Annotated in this window: 14 protein-coding genes; 1 reads left to right on the top strand and 13 read right to left on the bottom strand. The window is 74.6% G+C overall.

The genetic code is table 11. The features are described 5' to 3' along the window. Nucleotides 1-19: 19 nt before the first annotated feature. Nucleotides 20-1102: a transcriptional regulator gene (locus tag C4U44_RS26905; RefSeq protein WP_103888615.1), complete on the bottom strand. Its 1083-nt coding sequence runs from the start codon at nt 1100-1102 to the stop codon at nt 20-22. 182 nt (nt 1103-1284) lie between these two features. Between C4U44_RS26905 and C4U44_RS26910 the strand changes: the two genes are divergently transcribed. Then, nucleotides 1285-5409: a peptidase S8 gene (locus tag C4U44_RS26910; protein ID WP_103888616.1), complete on the top strand. Its 4125-nt coding sequence runs from the start codon at nt 1285-1287 to the stop codon at nt 5407-5409. An 87-nt stretch (nt 5410-5496) separates the two neighbouring features. Here C4U44_RS26910 and C4U44_RS43290 read toward each other — a convergent pair whose 3' ends face one another. From C4U44_RS43290 to C4U44_RS26965, 12 genes are all read right to left on the bottom strand, one after another. After that, nucleotides 5497-8469 carry an alpha/beta hydrolase family protein gene (locus C4U44_RS43290; RefSeq protein WP_103888617.1) on the bottom strand — a complete coding sequence of 991 codons (2973 nt, stop codon included), beginning with the start codon at nt 8467-8469 and terminating at the stop codon, nt 5497-5499. Next, nucleotides 8466-8639 (bottom strand): hypothetical protein, encoded by a 174-nt coding sequence (locus C4U44_RS41635; RefSeq protein ID WP_160145105.1) that lies wholly within the window; start codon nt 8637-8639, stop codon nt 8466-8468. Before C4U44_RS41635 ends, C4U44_RS43290 begins: the two co-directional genes overlap by 4 nt. Then, nucleotides 8636-10567, bottom strand: coding sequence for an amidase (locus C4U44_RS26920; RefSeq protein ID WP_200823417.1), 1932 nt, complete (start codon nt 10565-10567; stop codon nt 8636-8638). The genes C4U44_RS41635 and C4U44_RS26920 overlap by 4 nt, the downstream gene beginning before the upstream one ends. 417 nt (nt 10568-10984) lie before the next feature. Then, entirely contained in the window at nt 10985-11905 is a 921-nt protein-coding gene (gene ppk2, locus C4U44_RS26925) for a polyphosphate kinase 2 (RefSeq protein WP_407642892.1), read from the bottom strand. Nucleotides 11906-12034: 129 nt separating this feature from the next. Beyond that, nucleotides 12035-12265, bottom strand: a complete 231-nt coding sequence (locus C4U44_RS26930; RefSeq protein ID WP_103888619.1) for a hypothetical protein — start codon at nt 12263-12265, stop codon at nt 12035-12037. Nucleotides 12266-12323: 58 nt separating this feature from the next. Next, nucleotides 12324-13472: an inorganic phosphate transporter gene (locus C4U44_RS26935; RefSeq protein ID WP_103888620.1), complete on the bottom strand. Its 1149-nt coding sequence runs from the start codon at nt 13470-13472 to the stop codon at nt 12324-12326. Nucleotides 13473-13604: 132 nt separating this feature from the next. After that, on the bottom strand, nt 13605-14534 hold the full coding sequence (locus tag C4U44_RS26940; protein WP_103888706.1) for a sugar kinase: 930 nt from the start codon (nt 14532-14534) through the stop codon (nt 13605-13607). A gap of 131 nt (nt 14535-14665) precedes the next feature. Next, nucleotides 14666-15289, bottom strand: coding sequence for a bifunctional 4-hydroxy-2-oxoglutarate aldolase/2-dehydro-3-deoxy-phosphogluconate aldolase (locus C4U44_RS26945; RefSeq protein ID WP_103888621.1), 624 nt, complete (start codon nt 15287-15289; stop codon nt 14666-14668). 67 nt (nt 15290-15356) lie between these two features. Then, entirely contained in the window at nt 15357-16262 is a 906-nt protein-coding gene (locus C4U44_RS26950; RefSeq protein ID WP_103888707.1) for a hypothetical protein, read from the bottom strand. Between the two features lie 5 nt (nt 16263-16267). Further along, nucleotides 16268-17413, bottom strand: coding sequence for a galactonate dehydratase (gene dgoD / locus C4U44_RS26955; RefSeq protein WP_103888622.1), 1146 nt, complete (start codon nt 17411-17413; stop codon nt 16268-16270). Next, a complete protein-coding gene (locus tag C4U44_RS26960) occupies nt 17410-18258 on the bottom strand; it encodes a FadR/GntR family transcriptional regulator (protein ID WP_103888623.1) in 849 nt (282 codons plus the stop codon). The genes dgoD and C4U44_RS26960 overlap by 4 nt, the downstream gene beginning before the upstream one ends. A gap of 43 nt (nt 18259-18301) precedes the next feature. Then, complete coding sequence (locus C4U44_RS26965; RefSeq protein WP_103888624.1) at nt 18302-19063, bottom strand: SDR family NAD(P)-dependent oxidoreductase; 762 nt, start codon at nt 19061-19063, stop codon at nt 18302-18304. Between the last annotated feature and the right edge of the window lie 80 nt (nt 19064-19143).

The raw sequence follows: 19143 nt of genomic DNA on the forward strand, positions 1-19143 counted from the left end.
CCGTCGGTGCCGCGCCCGCTCAGATCCACCCGCGCCGCGCCGCGGTGAGCGCGGCCTGGAACCGGGTGGTGGCCCCCAGCGCGGTCATCAGGCGCTGGATGCGGCGCTGGGTGGTGCGCGGGCTCCAGCCCTGGGTCCGGGCTATCGCGGCGTCGGTCAGGCCCGAGGTGAGGAGGGTGAGCAGCACCCGGGTCCCCTCGTCGGGCGGCGTCTGGTCGGGGGCGCCGCCGTCCGCCGCGGGCCCGGGCCGCGGTTCGGGGGCGGGCCCGGACGGCGCCGCGGACGGCAGGGCGGGCGACGCCGCAGAAACGGAAGTGGCCGCCGCCGCGGACGGCGGGGCGGGCGCGCCGAAGGGCACCGCCCGCTCCCACTCCGCCTCGAACAGCGCCTCCAGCGCGGCCAGCATCGGCGAGCGGTGCACCAGGTAGGCCGCCGCGTGGCCGCCGGGCGCGAGGCTGAACGGGATCAGCGCCACCTGGTCGTCGCGGATGACCAGCTTCAGCGGCAACTCGGCCCGCACCCTGGCCTGCTCGCCGGTCCGCAGGCTCGGCAGGATGTCGTCGGCGAGCCGCCCCGGCCAGGACACCGCGTCGCGCGAGTAGATCACCCGGTGCACCACGCCGGTGCGCTGCTGCCGCACCTGCTGCTGGAGGTTGCTGCCGGGCCGGTCGACGTACGGCGGCCGGTCGAAGGCGCGGACCTGCTGGCGGGCGTCCGCCGCGAGCCGGTGCGCGGCCGCGCTGATCTCCTCCCGGTCGGTGAGCAGTTCCATGGCGATGTCCGGGTGGTTGATCCGGGTCGCCTCGCGGTGCGTCTCGGCGAGCCGCTGCACCAGCGAGCGGGCGGCGTCCAGCCGGTGCTCGCGTTCCTGGATCAGTGCCGTCACCGCGACGTCGGGCGGCGCCGCGGTGAACCGGGGCGGCCGGCCGCCGGCCCGGGTCGCCAGGCGCTGCCGGACCAGGCCGGCGAGCACCCGCGCGGTGGCACTCGTGGTGCTGCCGCAGGAGGCCGCGAGTTCCGTGGCGGTGCAGCGCGGCCGGCCGACGAGCGTCCGGTAGACGTGCTCCGTTTCGTCGTCAAGTCCCAGTACGTCAAGTTCCATTTACTCTCCGCTGTGACGTGGCGGCCGGTCGCCACGTGGCAGAACCCGGCCACCGCGAACATCTTGCACCTCCTCCGCCCGCATTGACATCTTCCAGCCCACAGGGCGCGGTTCCGCGGTGGTCACCGGGGTGCGGCGCCCCCGCTGTGCGCCGCATCTCCTCTCCCGCCGAAAGGTGTTCCATGCACCGGTCCCATCCGGGTGCCCGCCTCGGGCGCATGTCCCTCGCGGTCGCCGCCGTCGCCGCGGCCGTGTCCGCCACCCTCGCCGTCCCCCTTCCCGCGGTCGCGCGTGCGACCTCCGGGACCACCGCGCCGACCGCGCCCTCCGCCATGGCGGCATCCGCCGGCAGTTCCGCACTGGGGCGGGCGGCCTCGCCCACGCCGCCGCCGAAGCAGCGCCAAGGCACCGTCCCCGGGCAGGTGTTGCTCACCCTCGACGCGGGCACCTCCGTCGACGGCGCACGGATCGCCGGCAGCAGGCTCGCCGCGCGGGCGCCCGACACGAGCAGTTCGGGACTCGACACCCGGCTGAAGGCGGCCGGCGCCACCTCGCTGCGGCCGCTGCTGCCCGGCAGCAGCGCGTCCGCAGCCGCGACGCTGACCGGCGCCGCGCGCGCTCAACTCGGCGCGGACGCCTCGGACCTGGGCCGTACCTACGTGCTGCAGACGAAGCAGCGCGATTCCGCGGCCGTCGCCCGCTCGCTGCAGGGCGCTCCGGGCGTGGCGAACGCCGAGCCGAACCGGTACGTGAACACGATGAACAGCGGCGCCCAGCCGCTGCCGAAGGCCGCCGGCGGCGCGGTGCACGCGCCGGCGGCGAGCGGCGGCGCCAAGGGCGCGGCACCCGACGTCCCGTCCAACTACGCGCTGTCCACCTCGTCGCAGGCGTTCCTCAACGCCGGGGGCGTGGACGCGGTCGGTGCGTTCTCCCTTCTCCAGGGCCGCTACGGCCAGCAGCCCGGGGCGGGCGAGACCGTCACCAACGTGTCCATCGGCGACCTGACCGACCAGTCGATGGCCGACGCCGGTGACGGCTACGTGCAGGGCAACGGCCCCACCACCGTGGTCCAGGGCGGCCAGCGCTACCTCGACCTGCCGTCGATGCCGCTGATCCCCACCTACGTGGCGAAGGACTCCGGCGGCCTGGACGGCGCCGCGTCCACCGAGAACCAGGACCCCTCGCTCGACGAGGTCATGCTCGACTTCGGCGTGATGTCCCCGCTCGCGCACGACCGGCAGCGCACGGACGCGACCGGCAGCGGCTACACCGACCTGCTGGGCATCGCGCCCGGCGCAAACTACCGCTTGGTGGTGCCCGAGCAGCCGACGACCGACCGGATCGCGGGCGCGCTGCTGGCCGCGGCGAACCAGTCGCCCCGGCCGGACGTGATCACCGCCAGCCTCGGCTTCGGCACCGACGCCCAGGGCCTGCCCGGCCGCTACCTGGAGGACGACCCGGTCGTGCGCTCGGTGGTGGCCTCCCTCGTGCACCAGGACGGGATCGTGGTGTCGATCTCCTCCAACGACGGGACCCGGCTGTACACCCCCGCCCCGGTGGGCCCGGACGGCGGCAGCACGCCCACCGACACCGCGCCGGACGCGGCGGCGGCGACCACCATCGACGACGACGCGTCGTCCACCGCCCCCTCCAAGGTGCCGGACACCGGCGCGATAGCGGCGGGCGGCACCACCCTGGACGACACCCTCGCGCAGGGCACGGACGGCCCGGCCACCACCGCCGAGACGAGGATCAGCGGCTTCGGCACCTTCTCGTCCGGCTTCGGCACCCGGGTGGACCTGTCGGCGCCCAGCGACAACATCATCGCCTTCTCGCACACCGCCGGGGGCTCGGCCCAGGACGTGGCCGTGTCCCTCAACGGCGGTACGTCGGCATCCGCACCCGAGATCGCCGCGGCGGCCGCGGTGGTGCTGCAGGCCGGCCGGCTCGGCGGGCACCGCCTCTCCCCCGCCGCGGTGCGCTCCGTGCTGGAGCAGACCGGCCGGGCGGTACCGACGCCGCCGCAGCTCGACCGCACGCTGCACGTCGGCCCGCAGATCGACGTCACCGCCGCGGCGGAGCAGGCCCTCGGCGACAAGCCGAAGGCGACGCCGTCGCTCGTCCGGCTGTCCGTCGCGCACCGGGTGACCGCGGGCGGCCTGGGCGGCTCCTTCCTGGAGACCACCGACCAGGACCGGATCGACCTGGGCGACATGGCCTCCGGCGGCGACGGCGAGGGACTGGTCGGCCCGGTCACCTTCGCCGGCGACCTCACCGGCCTGGACGGCGCGAAGGCCGCGTACACCCTCACCGTCGGCCGGACCGTCTTCCGCTCCTCGACCCCCGCGATCCGGGTGACGCCCCGTCAACTCCTTGACGCGGCGGGGCTCCCGGTGGTCTCCACCGCCGACCGTCAGGTGAAGGTGACCTACGCGGTCCAGCACGGCGGCCGCACCGTCGCGAGCGCCGCCCGCACCCTCACCGTCGGGCCCAGCGACGGCACCTACGCGGAGGCGACCGCCCCGCACGCACCCGCGACGGTCGCGCCGGGCCACGCGGTGACGGTGTCCTACGACCTGACCGGCGTCGCCGGCACCGACGCCCCCGAACTGGTCCTGTCCGGCGTCGGCCACTGGAACCCGGCGCTCGGCCCGATCTTCAGCGCCGCCTGGCACCAGCCGCTCACCGCGACGAAGGGCACCGTCACCATCCCGGCGTCCGCGTTCGACGGCGGCGGCGGGCTCTACGGCATCGGCATCGCGCAGGCCGGCTTCGGCGGCAACCCGCAGTTCACCACCTACGGCGAGTTCGCCCCGATCCGGGTGAGCGGCGGCACCGCGGCCGACCGCCCGGCCGCGCCGCTGATCACCGGCAGCTCCGGCGTCCCGAGCCATTCCGCCGAAGTCACCCGCGGCGCACCGGGGTTCGGCCTGCGCTACGACGTCAGCGGCGTCAAGGGCGCGCGGTACGCGGAGGTCGAGGTCTCGGCTCCGGGGCCGACGATCAACGGCTCGCTGAACACCTTCACCAACGCCAACGGCACCGGGCTCGACTCCGACGGCGCCAACACCCCCTCCACCGCGCACCGCACGCTCCCCGCCACGGCCGGCTCGGTCCGGCTCGACGCGCTCTCCCTCGGCCTGACCACGTCCGACGCGTACGGGGTGCGGGTGCTGGCCCTCGACCGCGACCACCACGTGATCGGGCAGGCGTCGGCGCTGTCCGGCCTGGCCGTCGACGACGGCCTCGCGCCGGACGGCAGCACCGTGCTGAGCTTCGCCGCCGCCGGCAAGCACTCCGTCGCCGCGCTGCGCACCGCGGCCGGCGGCACCGAGGTCCGGCCCTACGACCCGGCGACCGGCCGCTACGGCGCCGTCCTCACCTCCGACGCGGGCACCGACGCGGACTACGAGGTGCTCGGCGCCACCGCGGACCGGGTCCTGCTGGTCCACCGGTCCGCCTCCGGTGGCGACGTCGCGGTGGAGACCTGGAACACCACCACCGGCAAGCGTGTCGGCTCCGCTCAACTGCCTGCCGCCACCTACACGTTCGTCGTCGGCCGGGTGGACGCCGAGCACGACCGCGGCGCTGTCCTGCTGCGGTCGGTCGCGGACGGCGGCGACCTGGTGCTGCCGGTCGACCTCGCCACGGGCGCCGCCGGCGAGCCGATCCCGGCCGACCCGGCCGGCGTCCCCGCGGGCACGTACAGCCTGCTGGACTTCGACACCTCGACCGGTGCGGTCTACCTTGCCAAGGGAGCACCGGCGTTCCTGTGCCTGGGCGGCGTGACCGTGGCGAAGGTCGACCTGGTGGCGCGTACGGTGACCGGGGCCGGCTCCAGCTCCGGGTGCAGCCACGGCCTCGCCTCCGACGGCGCCGGCACCCTCTACAACCTGTCGGCCACCGCGATCAGCACCAAGATCGAGCCCGGCAGCGTGCTGACCGGGCTGAACGAGACCACCGGCACGCAGGGCGACGCGATCAGCGTCCGCCAGGGCGTCCCGGTGGCCCTCGCGGTCGACGGCACCCACCACGTGGCGGTCGTGTCGTACTCCGCGCCGGCCGGCACCGCGTACTTCGGCTCGCAGCAGGGCCTGGTGCTGGACAACAACGCCACCGGCCAGTTGCTGCTGGTCGACCTGGCCTCCGGCACGGTGCTGCGCACGCTCGACGGCTTCGCCCCCGACAGCCACGGCGGGCCGCTGATCCACGGAGGGGAGATGAACTCGATCCAGCTCGACCCGGCCACCCGCACCGGGTGGACCTACGGCCCCTACGACGGCCAGATCCAGCAGTTCTCCTACTGACCCACCGGCACGGCCCTGTTCCCGCGGCGCGCACGGCGCCGCGGGAACAGGGCACTCTACGGGGCTTGCACGTTCACCCCGGGCAGGTCAGTGGTGGCCTCCCGGATTGCCGGGCACGACGTGCAGGGTCGCGGTGCCGGTACGGCCGGAGCCCGCGGCGAGCGAGCCGACCGTCACGCTGCCGGTGGCCTCCCCGGCCGGGACGGTGAACGCCAGGCGGACCCGTCCGGAGCCGTCGGCGACGGCGCTGCCCAGCGGAGCGCCACCCAGGGTGAACACGACGCTCTCACCGGCGCGGTAGCCGGTGCCGGTGGCCGTGACGGACTGCCCGGCGGACGCGGTCGCGTCGCTGAGGGCCAGCCGCGCGGGACCGGACAGGGCGTGGAACTCGCCGCAGACGTCGCCCTGGGCACCGACCGGCGGCGCGGGTGTCGCGGTGCCGGTGACGCCGTCGTCCTCGCGGACGGTGACGGTGCCGAAGTCGTGGCTGCCGAGGACGGCGTCGGAGGAGTCGGAGACCGCGACCTTGTAGGCCGTGGTGGCGGCCGCTCCGGCGACCGAGTCACCGGTCACCGGGACGGGCACGGCCCGGCAGGTGGTGCCCGGCGGGAAGACGACCTGCTGCATGGCCGGGGCGACGGTGCCGGTGGCCGAGCCCAGCACGGTGAGGTACGCGCTGACCGGGGTGCCGCTCGGCCGCGACAGGTACACCGCCACGTGGTCCGTGGCCGGTCCCGATCCCTCCTCGACCGCGGTGGACGCCACGTTGACGGTGGGCCGGGTCCTGACCTGCGGCGTGCCGAGGGTCTTGCTGTCGAAGCCGAGGTCCGACAGGTAGGCGCCGCCGGCCGCGCTGCCGTCCGCGCCGACCGCCGGGGTGAAGCGGACCGACGCGAGCCGGCCGGTGTCGACGCCGGCCTTCTTCAGGGTCGCGGTCGGCACGTGGACCTGCTGGAGCACGATCTTGCCGAGGAGGGTGGAGGTGCTGGACGGCATCCGGTCCACGCCCCACTTGTTGAGGGTGGAGGCCGGGGCACTCCAGTGGTGGCCGGCGGTGTCGGTGACGGTGATGTCCAGGTCCGTGCCGGTGGTGACGCTCTCGTCGGGTGACATGTCGACGGTCATCTCGTCGTAGCGCGAGACGTTCCGCTCGCCGGGCGGGACCGCGACCGTCACGCCGCCGCCGGTGCCGGTCCAGGTCAGGTGCGTCATCGGGTTGAGCGGCACGTTCGGGGCGTAGTTGGCGGGTGTCCAGTACGGCACCTGCTGGTTGGTGAGGGTGCTGCCGGGCAGGGTGCAGTCGGGCAGCGCCTCCGGGACGGTGCGGCCGTACTTGTCGGCGCAGACCGTGGCGGTGGTGTCACCGGTGGCCGTCACCAGCGGGGAGGCGGTCTTGAAGGTGGTGATGTCGGTGCGGGCGGACTGCGGCTGCTGCGCGACCGTGCGCACGTCGGCGTAGCCGGCGACGGACGGCGGTTCCTGGCCGGAGCCGTCGAACAGGCCCTGGAAACGGGCCTGCCCGCCGAGCGTGGACTCGAAGAACCCGGCGATGTACGCCGATCCGACCTGGTACTGCTGGGCGGCGGTCAGCCGGATGTTCTGCCCGGAGGCGAGCGCGGTGGCGCTGGTGCCGCAGACCGGGTCGTCGGCCTTGGACCAGTCGTCGGAGGCGCCGGGATAGGGCGGTGTCCACGAGGAGTTGTAGAAGTCGTGGTCGGTGCCCATCACCCACACGTCCGAGCGGCCCACGTCGTCGGAGAAGGTGCCGTCGCGCGAGTCGGCGTAGAAGTGCTGGCCCTGCTGGTCGGAGACGTCGCCGTCGCAGTACGGCAGCAGGGTGGTGGTGATGACGTCCGGCAGGGTGGCGCGGGTGAAGTCGATCGGCGCCAGCGCGAACACGGACTTGATGTTCCACGGGTGCGGCAGCGCCTCGTTGAGGGTGCCGGCGGTGACGACGCCCTCGCCGCCGCGGGAGTGGCCCATCAGGCCGATGCTGCCGAAGTCCATCGTGCCCACCAGCTGGTGGGCGGTCAGGGTGCCGTCGGGGTAGGTGGAGCGGCCGGCGGCCAGCGCCTGGTCGAGCGTCACGTCGTTGCCGGTCGCCGCGTCGTGGTAGCTCACCGGGTGCCCGCTGTTGACCGACTTGAGCATGGTCAGGGTGTCCAGGACGAGCTGGCCGCGCGAGACCGCGCCGTCGTCGGGCGAGAGCTGGTTGTCGTTGGCGTTGATGGCGTTCGCGGAGATCGACACGACGGTGTAGCCGTCGGCCGCCAGCGCGTCGCCGGCGCCGTCGTACCCGGCGTAGCTGAGGATGGGGGCGGTGCCGGCCGGGCAGGGCCAGCCGCTGGCGCCCTTGAGCGTGGTGGTGTTGTAGCAGGAGCTGTGCCGGCCGTGCAGGAAGACCACCAGCGGGTGCGGGCGGTGGTCGGTCGGCAGGTAGATCCGCCCTTCGAGCTCGCCGCGGATGCCGCCGATGTCGGCGAGCGGGATCGACTGGGCGCCGAAGTCGTAGTCGGCGACGGTGTAGCCGCCGGTGCCCACGGTGGTCGGGTCGGCGGAGGTGGTGCCGGTGCCGCCGGGGCTGACCGGGGCGGTCTTCCCGCCGGCCCGGGCGCTGTCCAGGGTCTTCTGCTGCGCCTTGAGCTGGGCGGCGGCGGAGGGCAGGGCGGTGGGGCCGGTGGCGGTGCTGTTCCCGCCGGTCGACCACTGCCAGCCGATCGAACGGGCGGTGGCCACCGCGGGGGCGGTGGTGGTGGCGGTCAGGGTGCGGCCGTCCGCGGACTCCGCGGCCGGGCCGAGATCGGTGCCGTCGGCGAGCAGTTCGGGCGCGTCGTCCTTGACCGGCAGCGCGCCGGCGAGGGTGAGCGAGACGACGTAGCCGGCGGCGGCCCGGGTGACCTTCCAGCCGTCGCCGGAGGCGACGACGGCCGGGCCCGGTGAGGGCGCCGCCGCCGCGGCCGGCAGGGCGGCGACGGTGGTGGACGCGCCGAGTGCGAGGAGTCCGGCGGATATCGCGGTGAGCGGGCGCCGCAGCGCCCGCAGCGGGAGGTGTCTGCTCACTTCTGCGCGGCCTCGTCTCCGTCGGGGTCGTCATCGGGGTAGGGGTAGAAGGCGGTGCCGAGTTTGGGCAGCCAGCCCACGGTGGCGATGGGGGTGGTGCCGTCGCCCGGGTGCTGCGGGGGCAGTCCGGCGTTGATCACCGGTCCCCACCCGACGGTCAGGAAGCTCATCGCAGCGCCTCCTCGGCGACCAGCGGGTCGTTGGACAGCTCGGGCGGGGTGGCCGGTTCGGCCCGCAGCACGCGCGGGGCGATCTTCGCCGTGGTGGACACCGGGTCGGCCGGGGCCGCGTTGTGGTACTCCGGGTAGTGCTCCTGGTAGTCGAGGGCCGCCTGGACGATCTGCGGCTCGCTGAACCGCGGGCCCCAGAACTGCGCGGCGATCGGCAGGCCCACGGTGCTGTCGTAGCCGACCGGGAAGGAGACCATCGGCCAGGTCAGGGCGTTGGGCAGCTGGTAGTACGCCCGGTAAACCGGGAACCCGCCGCCAGTGCGTAGCCCGATCTGCGCGCCGAGCGAGAGGACCAGCATGAAGTCGACGCCCGCCGCGTCCAGCGCCGCCTGGTAGTTGGCCTGGAGGGTGCGCCGGCGCAGCTCGCCCTCGACACGGGCGGAGGCGGGCACCAGCCCGGCGAACCGGGTCGCCGAGTCGAAGGACGACACGGTGTCGTTCGGGCCCTTGCGGCCGTACTGCGCCAGCAGCGCCGCGGCCTGGTCGGCCGGGCGGGTGGCGGCGAACTCCTTGACCGCGTCCCAGTAGCGGATCTCGTACCGGTTGGGGCTGAGCACCGCGGAGGACGGCGAGACCGGGGAGCCGTCGACGGTGGCGAGCACGTCGGTGCTGGAGAAGTAGGGGTCGTTGGCGGGCACGGTCACGTCGAGGCCCGGGAACTCCTTCACCGTCGCGCCCAGCGAGGTGAGTTGCTGCTTGAGCCGGGTGAACGCGGCCAGGTGGTCGGCGTCGTAGGTGTCCTGCGGCGAGGTACCGGTCTGGATGCCGCCGCTGGTGCGCATCCAGTCGGACTGCGGGATGCCGATGGTGGTGCCCGCCAGCGGCCGGCGGCCCTTGCGCGCGGTGAGCGGCATGGCGGGGAACGGGTCGGGCGCGGCGAGCGTCAGCGGGTCGTTCGCCGGGTCAGGGCCGTGGATGACCGACAGGATCAGCGAGGCGTCCCGCACCGAGCGGGCGATCGGGCCCAGCACGTCGTACCCCGGCGACAGCGGCATCAGCCCGGCGACCGAACTGGTGCCGAGGGACGGCTTGATGCCGCTGGCGCCGTTGGCGGCCGACGGCATCATGATGGAGCCGCCGGTCTCCTCGCCGATGCACGCCGCGGCCAGCCGGGCGACCGGCGCGACGCCGGATCCCTGGCTGGACCCGCCGGGGACGTACGCCTTGTTCCACGCGTTGCCGGCGAAGGTGCCGGTGATGGAGCCGGAGAACGCCGAGGCGATGGTGTGCCCGAGGATCACCGCGCCCGCCTCGCGCAGCCGCAGCACCACCGTGGCGTCGCGCAGCGCCGTGTTCCCGTCGAAGGCGTGGCTGCCGTCCTTGGCCTCCAGCCCCTTGACGGCCACCGAGTCCTTGACGCCGAACGGGATGCCGAGCAGCGCCGGGAGGTCCTCGTGGGTGTGCCGGGCCTTGGCGAACCGGGCGTCGGCGGCGGCCGCCTGGGCGAGCGCGCCGTCCCGGTCGATCCGGACGAACGCGTTGTAGAGGCCGTTGTCGCCGTAGGTCTCGAAGGGTCCGTTGAACCGGTCGATCCGGTCCAGGTACGCCTTCGTGACCTGAACCGACGTCACGACCCCGCCGCGCATCAGCGCGGCCAGCTCGACCACCTCGTAGTCGACCAGCCGGGGGCGCTTCTTGACGGAGGAGAGGGCGGGCAGGGCCTTGAGCAGATCGGCGGAGGCGGTGGCGGTGGCGGAGGCGGTGGCGGAGGCGGCGACGGCCGGCGACGCGACCGCGGCGGACACCGCGACCGTTCCGGTCACGGCGGCGGCCCCGCCGAGCACGGCCCGGCGGCTGATTCCCGCACGGGCCGGTGCGGGGACGGGAGTTGGGGCGTGGGAAGGGGAGACGGCACGTTCTGCTGGCATCGACAGCTTTCCTGTCCTCGGCATGGTGAAGGAAAAAGCGGAACGCGGGGGGATGGCAACACGCGAGGAGACTGTAAGACGCACCGAATGACGGACGGAAGGGCAGGTCAGAGCCTTTTATCCGGCTCGCTTCGCGCTCACGCCCGTGTTTCCCCGGAGTTCCGCGGGGATGAATTCCCGGTCGCCGAAAATCTGCCCGGAATCCGGGCCAACCGGCCATGACGAGGGGTTACTTGGCAGTTGAATCGGCCGCGGGGAGGTCCGCGAAACACAAACTCAACATCACATGGGCGTTCCGAAATGCGAGATACCGCGGAAGATACAGCGTGTGCATGACAGCACTTTCGCCGCTTCATTCCCGCCTTTCCCAAAAGCCGCCCGCTCAGGGCTCCAGCGGGGCCCCGCTCAGGAGCCCGCTCAGGGCCGCAACAGCGAGCGGGCCGCGGCGTCCTCGCCCGCCTCCAGCAGGTTCGCGGCGGCACCGACGATCAGCGGGTCCGGCTCACCGACCACCTCGTCGTCGCGGTCGGTGTACGGGAAGCGGGCCAGCACGCTGCGCATCGCCTCCACCCGGGCCCGCTTCTTGTCGTTGCTCTTCACCACCGTCCACGGGGCGTGCGCGGTGTCCGTCGCGTGGAACATCGCGACCTTCGCGGCGGTGTACCGGTCCCAGCGGTCCAGGGAGGCCAGGTCCATCGGGCTGAGCTTCCACTGCCGCACCGGGTCGACCTGACGGATGGTGAACCGGGTGCGCTGCTCGTTGCGGGACACCGAGAACCAGAACTTCACCAGGTGGACGCCGTCGTCCACCAGCATCCGCTCGAACCCGGGCGCCTGCCGCATGAAGCGGTGGTACTCGTCGTCGGTGCAGAACCCCATCACCCGCTCCACGCCCGCCCGGTTGTACCAGGAGCGGTCGAACAGCACGATCTCGCCCGCCGTCGGCAGGTGCGCGACGTACCGCTGGAAGTACCACTGGCCGCTCTCGCGCTCGGAGGGCTTCTCCAGGGCGACCACCCGGGCGCCGCGCGGGTTGAGGTGCTCGATGAAGCGCTTGATGGTGCCGCCCTTGCCGGCGGCGTCACGGCCCTCGAAGACGATGACGACGCGCTGCCCCGTCTCCTTCACCCAGCGCTGGAGCTTGAGCAGCTCGATCTGCTGGAGCCGCTTGTGCCGCTCGTACTCCGGCCGCTCCATCCGCCGGTCGTACGGGTAGTTCTCCCGCCAGGTGTCGACGGTGGTGCCGTCAGGGCGGATGAGCACCGGATCGTCCTGGTCGCTGTAGTCGACCGTCAGACCCTCGAGCAGCTGGTCCGTGCCGGAGATCGAGTGCTGCACCGTGCCGTCCGTCCTTCCGTCCGCCGCCCCGCCCCCGCGGGCCTGAGCGCTACCGTGCTCCGTACGCCGCCGATCGGCCAGTGCCGTGGCCCGGCAAGGGTTCACCGGTTCACGGCACCCGGCACTGCTCTAGTGGAACTGCGGGATGATCAGGTACAGCCCGTAGAGCACCGCGCACGCGCAGAGCAGGAAGCAGGCCCCGGCACCCACCGCCTCGACGGTGCCCGCGCCGCCCGAGGCGCGGTGCTGGTCGCGGGCGGAGAGCGCCCACACGCCGATCGCGAACACGATCACCACGCCGACGGTGGCACCGAAGCTCACCACGGCGACCTCCCCCAGCGAACTCCATTTCACGTGCATGCCCGTGTCCTCCTGTCCGTGTCCCGTTCGGTCCCGCCCGCCGTGCGCCGTGCCCCGTTCACACGCCGACCGGAGCCTTCGCGGCGGGGCGGACGGCCGTGGTGCGGGCGTCGTTGACGTTCTTGGCGTCGACGGGGTTGCGCCGGGCCAGCAGCACGATCACGCCCGCCACGACCACGGCTGCCAGCGCGATCAGCACGGTGCCGAGGGTGCCGCCGTGCACCACCGCGCTCGCCGCCACCGCGCCGACCGCCGCGGCCGCCGGCAGCGTCACCAGCCAGGCCAGCGCCATCTGGCCCGCGGTGCCCCAGCGCACCTCGGCGAGCTTGCGGCCGACCCCCGCGCCGAGGATGCCGCCGGAGCAGACCTGCGTGGTGGACAGCGCGAAGCCGAGGTTGGCGGAGGTCAGGATCACCGCGGTCGACGCGGACTCCGCGGCGAAGCCCTGCGGCGACTCGATGTCCACGATGCCCTTGCCCATGGTGCGGATGATCCGCCAGCCGCCGATGTACGTCCCCGCGGCGATGGACAGCCCCGCGGTGAGGATCACCCACACCGGCGGGCCCGAGCCCGCGTCGAGGGCGCCGCAGGAGATCAGGGCGAGCGTGATGACGCCCATGGTCTTCTGCGCGTCGTTGGTGCCGTGTGCCAGCGACACCAGCGAGGCGGAGGCGATCTGCCCGAACCGGAACCCCTTGGACACGGTGTCGGCCGGTGTCCGCCGGGTGATCCGGTACGCGAAGTAGGTCGCGACCAGCGCCGCCAGTCCCGCCACGAGCGGCGAGGCGACCGCCGGGATGAGGATCTTCTCGACCACCTCGTCGAAGTTCACCCCGTTGCGCCCCGCGCCGACCCAGACCGCCCCGATCAACCCGCCGAACAGCGCGTGCGACGAGCTGGACGGCAGGCCCAGCAACCAGGTCATGAGGTTCCACATGATCGCCCCGACCAGCCCGGCGAAGATCATGCCGGGGGTGACGAGGTTGTCGTTGACGATGCCGCCGGAGATCGTCTTGGCGACCTCGGTCGATATGAACGCGCCGACGAGATTGAGCACCCCGCTGATGAGCACCGCGACCTTCGGGCGGAGGGCGCCCGTGGCGATCGACGTCGCCATGGCGTTCGCGGTGTCGTGGAAGCCGTTGGTGAAGTCGAAGGCCAGCGCCGTGACGATGACCATTGCCACAAGAAAGGTGATGTGGTCCACGTCACCAGGAGACCATCGGTCGGCGTACTCAGCGAGACGGGCGTGTGAAGGTGCGGTAGGGGGACGGCGACGAGCGGGGGACGGAACCGGGCGCCGGAACGGCCCCGGCGCCCGGTCGCGGCCCGGTCCTCCTCAGCCCGACGCGGGGGCGCCGCGCCACAGCATGTCCGGCGCGTCGAGGAGTGCGGCCATCCGGTCCGGCGGCGGCAGCGGGCCGTGGTCGGAGGTCACCGCGAGCGCCGCGCCGGCGGTGAGGTGCCCGAGCCGCAACGCCCGGGCCAGCGGCTCGCCGCGGTGGAGCCCGGCGAGGAATCCGGCCGCGAAGGCGTCGCCCGCGCCGACGGGTTCGACCACGTCGACGGCCCGGGCCGGCACCGTGCACGCCTGCTTCCCGTCGTACGCCGTGGCCGCGCGCGGGCCGTCCTTGACCACGAGCAGCCGTGGCCCGGGCAGCAGTGCGCGCAGGTCGGCGGGCGCGGCGATCCGCGGACCCCACAGCGCCTGCGCCTCGTCCAGGCCGACCAGCACCAGGTCCGCGCGGTCGGCGAGGTCGCGCAGCACCTCGGGGGCCTCGCCCCCGGCGCCGCCCTCCCACAGCGCGGGCCGGAAGTTGACGTCGAAGCTCACCGGCCACGGGCCGTCCAGCGCCTGCCGGACCAGCGCGCGGCAGGTCTCCGACAGGGCCGGGGTGATCCCGGTCAGGTGCAGCAGCGCCGCGTCCCGCACCGCCGGCTCGGCGAGCACGCCCGGGCCGAGGGCCGAGGCGGCGGAGCCGCGCCGGTAGTAGTGCACCCGGGTGCCCTCCGGCCCCGGGTCCTTCACCATCAGGCCGGTCGGCCGCGCCGGGTCGGTCCGCACCCCCGCCACGTCGACGCCGCACGCCGCGACCTGCGCCAGGACCCTGGTGCCCAGCGGGTCGGCGCCCACCGCGGACACCCACCGCGCGGGCACCCCGAGCTCGGCGAGGTACGTGGCCGTGTTCGACTCCGCCCCCGCGACCGCCACCCGGACGCTGTCGGCCGCGGCGAGCCCTTCACCGGCCGCCGGCACGAACGCCGCCATCGTCTCCCCGACGCACACGACGGGTCCGCCGCCGCGCACCAGGCCCCGCCCGTCCCGGCCGCGCGACCACGACGCGCCGTCCTCGCCCCGGTCCCGGCCGGACCCGGCGGCGTCGCCGGGCGCGCCGTCGCTCACGACGCGACCGCCGCGCGGAACACCGCCGCGCGGGCGCGCAGGTCGGCTATGGAGCCGCCGGACGGCGCGTCACCGAGCAGCGGGCTGCCGACCCCGACCGCGATGGCGCCGGCCGCCAGGTAGGCGCGGGCCGCCTCGGCGTCCACTCCCCCGACCGGCACGAAGGGAGCGGCCGGGAAGGGGCCGCGCAGCGCGCGGACGTACTCGGGGCCGCCGGCCTGGGCGGCGGGGAAGATCTTGAACGCCTCGGCGCCCATCGCCTGCGCAGCGATGATGTCCGTCGGCGTCATCACCCCGGCCAGGACCGGCAGGCCCAGCTCCCGCGCGGTGCTCGCGCCCGCGCCCAGGCCCGGGGTGACCGCGAAGTCCGCTCCGGCGCGGTGCGCGGCGCGCGCGTCGTCCGCCGTCAGGACCGTGCCCGCGCCGAGCGGCGCGTCGGGGCCGAGCGCGGCGCGGGCGTCCGCGATCACCTCCAGGGCGCCCTTCCCGCTGAGCGAGACCTCGATCAGCGGCACGCCCTCCTCGGCGAGGGCCAGCACCGAGCGGAGCGCGGCGCCCGGGTCGTCGCCGCGCACGATGGCGACCAGGCGGTGGGTGTGCAGCGCGGCGAGCAGGTCCACGTGCGGGTTCCTTTCGGGAGGGGCGGTACGGGCGGGTGAACGGGTCCCGGGGTCTGCCGCGGCGCCGTCAGACCGCGGTGACGGTGAGGCGCCAGCGGACCTCGCCGCCGGCCGGGACGACCGCGGCATCGCCCTCGCCGGCCGCCGCGAGGTCGAAGACGCGCCCGAGCATCGGCTCCACCCCGATCGAGCGGTAGGGCGCGTCCTCGGGAAAACCGCGCAGGTTGCGCCAGACGGCGACGGACACCGGCTGGCCGTCGTCCGCTTCGAGGGCGAAGCGCAGGGTGTCGGCGCCGTCGTGCACCGCCGCCCCCGGGGTGAGGGCGATCGCCCCGGCCGCGGTGCCGTCGTCCGGGCCGAGCCGGTCGAAGGGGATGTCCCGGGCGGAGGCACCACCCGGGACGTTCGGGGAGCCGGCGCGGTCCGCGCCGAGGTCGTCCGCGGCGGGCCCCGGGTCGTCCGCGGCCGGGCCGGTACGGGCCGGCGCGCCGCCCCCCGCGCCCGCCGCACGGGGCCACGCGAAGGGCGTCCAGGCGGCGCCGCCGTCCGCGTAGAACCGCGCCGGGGTGGCGGGCGGCAGGTCGAGGCGCGCGGCCGGGGAGACGTCGAGGAGGGCGTGGGCCGCCCACAGGAAGCGGAGGCCGGGCGCGGCGGTGAGCCGGTAGTCGGCGACCGCGCGGCCGGGCTGATGCCGGATGCGCCGCGTGAGCGCGAAGCCGGGGCAGTGCACCGTGTGCGTGCCGTCGCCGTCGTCCGTCCACCGCCGGGTCCACGCCGCGCCGTGGTCGGGGGTGCCGCGCACCGTGGGGACGCACTCCTCCAGGCCGCCCGCGTCGGCGAAGGCGTCGCCGGGCACGACGCCCGGGCGGCGCGGCTCGTCGCGGTGCCAGAGCCATTCCCGGGCGCCGGTCCGCAGCGAGGTCCAGCGGCCGCCGTGCGCGGGGTCGGTGCGGACGGTGACGTCGGCGGGCACCCGGCTCACCACTCCGCGAAGGAGCCGTCGGCGTGCCGCCACACCGGGTTGCGCCAGGCGTGGCCGGACCGGTCGGCGGCGCGGACCGCTGCCTCGTCGACGTCGATGCCCAGGCCCGGCAGGGTGGTGCGGTGCGCGTGGCCGTCGACGAACCGGAAGGGCTCGGTGTCGACCAGGTAGGACAGCAGGTCGGCCTCCTTGTTGTAGTGGATGCCGAGGCTCTGCTCCTGGATGAGGAAGTTCGGCGTGCAGAAAGCCACTTGGAGGCTGGCGGCGAGCGAGATCGGGCCGAGCGGGCAGTGCGGGGCGAGTTGGGCGCCGAAGGTCTCGGCGAGCGCGGCGATCCGGACCACCTCGGTGATGCCGCCGGCGTGCGACAGGTCGGGCTGGGCGACCGCTATCCCCGCGCTGAGCACCGGCAGGAACTCCGCCCGCCCGTAGAGGCGTTCGCCGGTGGCCAGCGGCACGGACGTGGCGGCGGCGAGCGGTGCGAGCAGGTGCCCGAGTTCGGGCAGCAGCGGCTCCTCCACGAACAGCGGGTGCAGCGGGGCGAGTTCGTGCAGCACCCGACGGGCGCCGGCCGGCGTGAAACGGCCGTGGAAGTCGACGGCGACGTCACGGTCCGGGCCGAGCACCTCGCGCACCGCGGCCACCCGCTCCACCGCGGCGGCGGTGGCCGCCGCGCTGGGGATCGGGTCGGTGCGGCCGGCGCCGTTCATCTTCACCGCGGTGAAGCCCGCCTCGATCTGCGCGGTGACCTGCTCGGTGAGGCGGGCGGGCTCGTCCCCGCCGATCCAGGCGTAGACGCGCACCGTGTCGCGTACGGCGCCGCCCAGCAGGGCGTGCACGGGCGCGCCGTAGGCCTTCCCGGCGATGTCCCACAGCGCGTGGTCGAGTCCGGCCACCGCGCTGGACAGCACCGGGCCGCCCCGGTAGAAGCCGCCCTTGGTGAGCACCTGCCAGTGGTCCTGGATGCGCAGCGGGTCCTGCCCGATCAGCTGCTCGGCGAGCACCTCCACGGCGGCCCGCACGACTTCCGCGCGGCCCTCCACGACGGGCTCGCCCCAGCCGACCAGGCCCTCGTCGGTCTCGATCCGGCAGAACAGCCAGCGAGGCGGGACGAGAAAGGTCTCGACGCGGACGATCTTCACTGGTTGTCCTCCGAAACGGGCTGCGGTCCCGGCGCGGTGGCCGGCAGCGTTCCCGCCGGTGCGGGCTGCGGTGCGGACTCGGGCGCGGACTGCGGTACGGGCTGCGGCGCTTGCTGCGGTGCCTGCTCGGTGCCGCCCGAGCCGTGCACCAGGTCCAGGTCGCGGACGGCCTGCTCCAGCAGCGCGCGCATGGCGTGCTCGGCGGCGTCCGCGTCCTGGTCGCGGACCGCGTCGAGGACGGCGCGGTGGCTGGGCACGGGGTCCTCGCCGTGCGGTGAGGAGTGCACGATCTCGTCGCGGTGCGCGAGGCCGGACTCGATCACCATCTCCATGCGTTCGAGCAGTTCGTTGTGGGTGGCGGCGAGCAGGGCGCGGTGGAAGGCGAGGTCGGCCTCCACGGCGTGCGCGGGTCCGGCGCCGCGCTCGCCCATCGCGCGCAGCGCCGCGTCCAGGGCGGTGAGGTCGTCGGCGGTGCGGCGCAGGGCCGCGAGGCGGACCGCGGCGGGCTCGATGATGGCGCGGACCTCGCCGAGGTTGCGCAGCAGCCCGCTGTCGGTGCCGTTCGTGGTGCCCCCGGCGAACTGCCAGCGCAGCACATCGGCGTCGAGCAGGTTCCAGTCGGCGCGGGCGCGCACGAACGTGCCGCGCTTCTGCCGCGCGTCGACCATGCCCTTGGCGGCGAGCACCTTCAGCGACTCGCGCAGCGCGGTCAGGCTGACGTCCAACTCGCTCTGCAACGCGGGGAGGTCGAGTGTCGAGCCCTCCGGGATCTCGCCGCTGAGCACCCGGCGCGCGAGAGTCTCCACGGTCTGGCCGTGCACTCCGCGGCGCGCGTATGGCGTCATGTGTCTCTGCCTTTCTGCAAGGTCGGTTCGGGTCGCTCGGCGGTCACGCGGATGCCTTGACGACGCTCCAGCCGCCGTCGACGACCAGGCTGGAGCCGGTGATGTACGAGGCCTCCCCGGCGGCGAGGAACGCGATCGCGGCGGCCACCTCCTCGGGGCGGCCGAAGCGGCGGGCGGCGGTCTCGGCGACGCTGCGCTCGCGGTCCTCCGGGGGGACGCGGTCCCAGGCCGCGGTGAGGATCGGCCCCGGCAGGACCGTGTTGACCCGCACCTCGGGGCCGTACTCGACGGCGAGTTGCCCGCACAGCGACAGCAGCGCGCCCTTGGCCGCGGCGTAGGCGGGGTGGCCGGGGATGCCCATGCGGGCGTGCACGGAGGAGGTGAGCACCACCGCGCCGCGCTGCTCGCGCAGGTCGGGCAGGAGGGTGGTGAAGCCGAGGAAGCCGCCGGTGAGGTTGACCGCGAGCTGCCGCTCCCAGGAGGCGAGGGTCGTCTCGTGGGCGGGGGCGACGTCGACGATGAACGCGTTGGAGACGAGCACGCCGACCGGGCCGAAGCCGTGGGCCCGGTCGAGCACCCGCTGCCACGCCTCGGGGGAGGAGACGTCGGCAGTGGTGAACGCGGCTCTTCCGCCCTGCTCGCGTATCCCGGCGGCGACGGCCAGGCCGGCCTCCTCCGCGATGTCGGCGAGGACCACGGCGGCGCCCTCGGCGGCGAGCCGGCGCGCGGTGGCGGCGCCTATTCCGGAGGCGGCCCCGGTGACGACGGCCACCTGGCCGGCGAAGCGGGGGGTTGGTGCGTCCATGGGGTGGATCGACTCCTCGTGGTGCGGGCCTGAAGGCCGCCGCGGGTGGTGTGCGGCGACCTTGGCGACTTTAGTGACGT

Origin of the sequence: Actinacidiphila yanglinensis, assembly GCF_900107965.1 — a bacterium.
Lineage (GTDB): Bacteria > Actinomycetota > Actinomycetes > Streptomycetales > Streptomycetaceae > Actinacidiphila > Actinacidiphila yanglinensis.

What these genes read in the sequence shown, in the direction of transcription:
- C4U44_RS26905 (WP_103888615.1), bottom strand. Translation starts at nt 1,102, where the DNA reads ATGGAACTTGACGTACTGGGACTTGACGACGAAACGGAGCACGTCTAC.
- C4U44_RS26910 (WP_103888616.1), top strand. Translation starts at nt 1,285, where the DNA reads ATGCACCGGTCCCATCCGGGTGCCCGCCTCGGGCGCATGTCCCTCGCG.
- C4U44_RS41635 (WP_160145105.1), bottom strand. Translation starts at nt 8,639, where the DNA reads ATGAGCTTCCTGACCGTCGGGTGGGGACCGGTGATCAACGCCGGACTG.
- C4U44_RS26920 (WP_200823417.1), bottom strand. Translation starts at nt 10,567, where the DNA reads ATGCCAGCAGAACGTGCCGTCTCCCCTTCCCACGCCCCAACTCCCGTC.
- C4U44_RS26930 (WP_103888619.1), bottom strand. Translation starts at nt 12,265, where the DNA reads ATGCACGTGAAATGGAGTTCGCTGGGGGAGGTCGCCGTGGTGAGCTTC.
- C4U44_RS26940 (WP_103888706.1), bottom strand. Translation starts at nt 14,534, where the DNA reads ATGGCGGCGTTCGTGCCGGCGGCCGGTGAAGGGCTCGCCGCGGCCGAC.
- C4U44_RS26960 (WP_103888623.1), bottom strand. Translation starts at nt 18,258, where the DNA reads ATGACGCCATACGCGCGCCGCGGAGTGCACGGCCAGACCGTGGAGACT.
- C4U44_RS26965 (WP_103888624.1), bottom strand. Translation starts at nt 19,063, where the DNA reads ATGGACGCACCAACCCCCCGCTTCGCCGGCCAGGTGGCCGTCGTCACC.